At 63.3% G+C, this 3415-nt stretch carries 3 protein-coding genes; 2 read left to right on the forward strand and 1 reads right to left on the reverse strand.

Annotated features, from left to right (window positions below):
- The first annotated feature begins 196 nt into the window (after positions 1-196).
- Positions 197-1327 (forward strand): IS630 family transposase, encoded by a 1131-nt coding sequence (locus tag MKL11_RS03230; protein ID WP_243940237.1) that lies wholly within the window; start codon positions 197-199, stop codon positions 1325-1327.
- Here MKL11_RS03230 and MKL11_RS03235 read toward each other — a convergent pair.
- Positions 1269-2255: an IS481 family transposase gene (locus MKL11_RS03235; protein WP_243940239.1), complete on the reverse strand. Its 987-nt coding sequence runs from the start codon at positions 2253-2255 to the stop codon at positions 1269-1271. The two genes, MKL11_RS03230 and MKL11_RS03235, sit on opposite strands and share 59 nt — an antisense overlap.
- A gap of 901 nt (positions 2256-3156) precedes the next feature.
- On the opposite strand from MKL11_RS03235, the gene MKL11_RS03240 reads away from it, so the two are divergent.
- Positions 3157-3415: transposase (locus tag MKL11_RS03240; RefSeq protein ID WP_243940242.1), on the forward strand; the 259-nt coding region annotated here is incomplete at its 3' end.

Consider the following 3415-nt stretch of genomic DNA (forward strand, 5'->3'; position numbering starts at 1 on the left):
ATCGCGGCGACCACACGCGCGCGCAGATGCACCGACAGGGCTGAAGGCCTGGCGATCCTCCCTCGTAAGCCCAGCCAGTGAATCACACGCCAGCCCGATCGCCTACCCCAAGCGATTCAACCCGCCAGGGCACGGCTCTAGTGCACTGACGCGGTCAGAGGATTCACACGGGGGGTGATGCATGCGAGTCCGGGCGATGGCTCAGACCGTCTGCGTGCTCCTCGACGATGCCACCGAGTCAGCGCTGTCCGCGATCGCCGGTGATCGATCTTGCCCGCTCAAGCACATCCTGTGGGTGCGCATCGTCCTGCTCTCGTTCGAACGCTTGAGCGTGCAGGACGTGGCTCGGCAGGCCGGCGTCAGCCGGCCCGCAGCCTGGCGCTGGCAGCAGCGCTTTGCCGAGGAGGGCGTTGAGGGCCTGCTGCGGGACAAGACCCGCCCACCCGGCACCCCGCCGCATTCCACCCGCACTGTGGCGAAGGTGCTGGCGCTGACGTGTTCGGAACCGCCGGACGAGGTCACGCACTGGACCGGCCGCGCCGTCGCTGCGCGGACCGGCATCTCACTCCGCTCCGTGCAGCGGATCTGGCAGGAGCACCGCCTGCAACCGCATCGGGTGCGGACCTTCAAGCGCTCCCACGACCCGGCCTTCGCCGAGAAGGTCGAGGATGTGGTCGGTCTCTATATGCAACCGCCCGCCCACGCCGTCGTGCTGTCCATCGACGAAAAGTCTCAGATCCAGGCTCTGGAGCGAACCCGTCCCGACCAGCCGCTCGGACCCAGGCATCCCGCTGCTCAGACGCACGACTACACCCGCCACGGCACCACGACCTTGTTTGCCGCCCTCGACGTCCTGGAAGGCACCGTGCTCGGCCGCTGCATGCAGCGCCATCGCCACGGTGAGTTCATCCGTTTCCTCAACACCGTCGAGGCGGCAGTCCCAGCGGGCAAGGCGATCCACGTGGTGCTCGACAACTACGGCAGCCACAAGCACCCGAAGGTTCGCGCCTGGCTCACCCGCCACCCACGATGGACGTTCCACTTCACACCGACCTCGGCTTCCTGGCTCAATGCCGTCGAGGGCTTCTTCTCCACGCTGACGCGCCGTCGCCTCCGGCGAGGCACCTTCACCGGCATCGTCGACCTACAGGCCGCCATCAAACGCTACATCGGTGAGCACAACCAAAGCCCACGACTCTTCGTCTGGCCCAAGCCCGCTGCCGCCATCTTCGACGCCCTCAATCGAGCCCCCGAACCATTCGTCTGCGTTAGCTGTCTGGTTGTGAGACCTCCTTTGCGTCTGCGACGATGCGAAGGGCGCGTTTGATGAGGCTTGGGCTGGGCGGTCTGTGGGTGGGATTGGCGAGCGCGGGCTCAGCTTCGAGACGCTGGCGCAACACCATCTCGGGCGAGAGACCTTCGAGCACGCGCTGACGGCGACCGTTGTAGGCCGCGTTGAAGCCGCGCAGCACGATCTCCAGGTCGGCGTGGCTGTAGATCATGATGCCCAACACCTGCCGCTGCACCCGGCCGTTGAAGCGCTCGACCATACCATTGGTATTCGGCGTGTACGGGCGCGTCTTGCGATGCTGCACTCCGTGCCGCTCGCAGGCTGCCTCGAACGCATCGGCCGTGAAGCAGGAGCCCCGATCGGTGAGCACGTGGGTGACCCGGAAGGGGAAGGCGTCGAATGCGTCCGTGAGGAAGGCCACCGCCGAGGCCGTTGTCTCGTCGTCCATGACCGCGAGGTGCACGTAGCGGGAGGCGCGGTCGATGGCGACGTAGAGGTAGCGTTTGCGGGTGGTGCCGTCACGGTCACGCAGTTTGGGCAGGTGCTTCACGTCGACATGGACGAAGCCGACCTCGTAGTCCTTGAAGGTGCCGTGCGGTTTCCGGGCCTGCTCGGCGGGCGGCAGCCGGTTGAGGCCCTCCGCCCTGAGGATGCGGTAGACGGCGTCCCGGTTCAGGTGCGGCAGGAAGTGGCTGACGACGAAGGTCAGCGCGTCGAGGGGAAAGCCGGTGGAGCGGCGGAGCGCGCACACGATGGCGCGCTCCTCATCGCTGGCGCGCCAGGGCAGCTTATGGGGTCGCGCCGAGCGATCCTGACAGGCATCGGGGCCGCGTTTGCGCCATTTGCGGATGGTCTCGGTGGAGACGCCGTAGCGTTTGGCCAGCACCCCGGAGCTCTCGGGCGAGCGGGCGATCTCGGCGCGGACAGCCGGGGTGGTGCGGGCCTGGGGATGGATGGCGAGCATCAACGAGCCCTCCTGGCAACACGGCGGCGCACACTCTCGAACCGCCAAGCGTGGGCTTTGATCGCCCAACGTGCCACATCCCAACGACGTTCCGCAACCAAACAGCTAGGTCTCGATCACAGATACGGCTTCGTCCGCCGCTCCGCCGTCACCAGCGCGGCCACCCACGATGGGGCGCAACTAGAGCCATGCCCTTTCAGATTAGATTAAAGGTATCGTATCCGGTAGCGGTGAGATAACTGCGACACTAGTCCGGTCGGAGGGCGAGAAACGCATCTCGAATAGCAATGGCAAGATTGTCGGCGGTTCGCACTACGTTTGTCCGATGCAAAGCCTTCCTTTTGGCGAGGAAGCGCAGTGACCACAGGGATGTCCGCGCGTTAATAGATAGGATCCGTTGAATGCGTAGTCCGCCTACGACCTGTCGGAGATCATGCCTCAGTCAGTGCTCTGATCGCATTCGGCGCAACGTGAAGTTACCGCTTAACTCGTCGCTGGCGGACTCCGCTACCATCTGTGCGGCTTTCTCTGTCATCTGCTGAGCCTCTTCAAAAGATGTCCACGCTTCCGATTCGATCACCTCACCGCTTGGGCTCAGGCATACCGTTAGCCATGGAAGGCCCGGTGCTGGCGGATCGTATACGACGAATTGGTAAACTAAGCTGTCTGCTTTTTTAGACATATGTTCCGATCTGATACTAGGCTGCATATCAGACTATAGACTCCTATTTCTGCGCTGGCCAATTTGGCGTTGAGCCATAGGTCAGCTTGCACATGATCGATACATTCTAACTACATTTGTGCATGTTTTTGCCGCACCCAGTTTCAATGGTAGTGATCGTCCCCCTTTGAAGTGGTCCGCCCTGAAGTATGGCTTTTGAGCCGACAGAGGCCGGAATCGATGGCCCAACGACCCAAGCCCGAGGACATCGTGAGCAAGCTGCGTCAGGTCGACGTGCTGGTCTCACAAGGTCAGAGCGTCGCAGCTTCGATCAGGGCGATCGGCGTGACCGAGGTGCCGTACTATCGCTGGCGCAAGGAGTACGGCAGCCTGAAATCGGATCAAGTGAAGCGGATGAAGGATCTTGAGACGGAGAACCAACGTCTCAGGCGGGCGATCGCAGATCTGACGCTGGACAAGCTGATCTTGCAGGAGGCGT

The sequence above is a fragment of the Methylobacterium sp. J-077 genome (assembly GCF_022829365.1).
GTDB lineage: Bacteria > Pseudomonadota > Alphaproteobacteria > Rhizobiales > Beijerinckiaceae > Methylobacterium.

Excerpts from the sequence above, each read along its gene's own strand:
- MKL11_RS03230 (WP_243940237.1), top strand. The coding sequence starts at position 197 with ATGGCTCAGACCGTCTGCGTGCTCCTCGACGATGCCACCGAGTCAGCG.
- MKL11_RS03235 (WP_243940239.1), bottom strand. The coding sequence starts at position 2,255 with ATGCTCGCCATCCATCCCCAGGCCCGCACCACCCCGGCTGTCCGCGCC.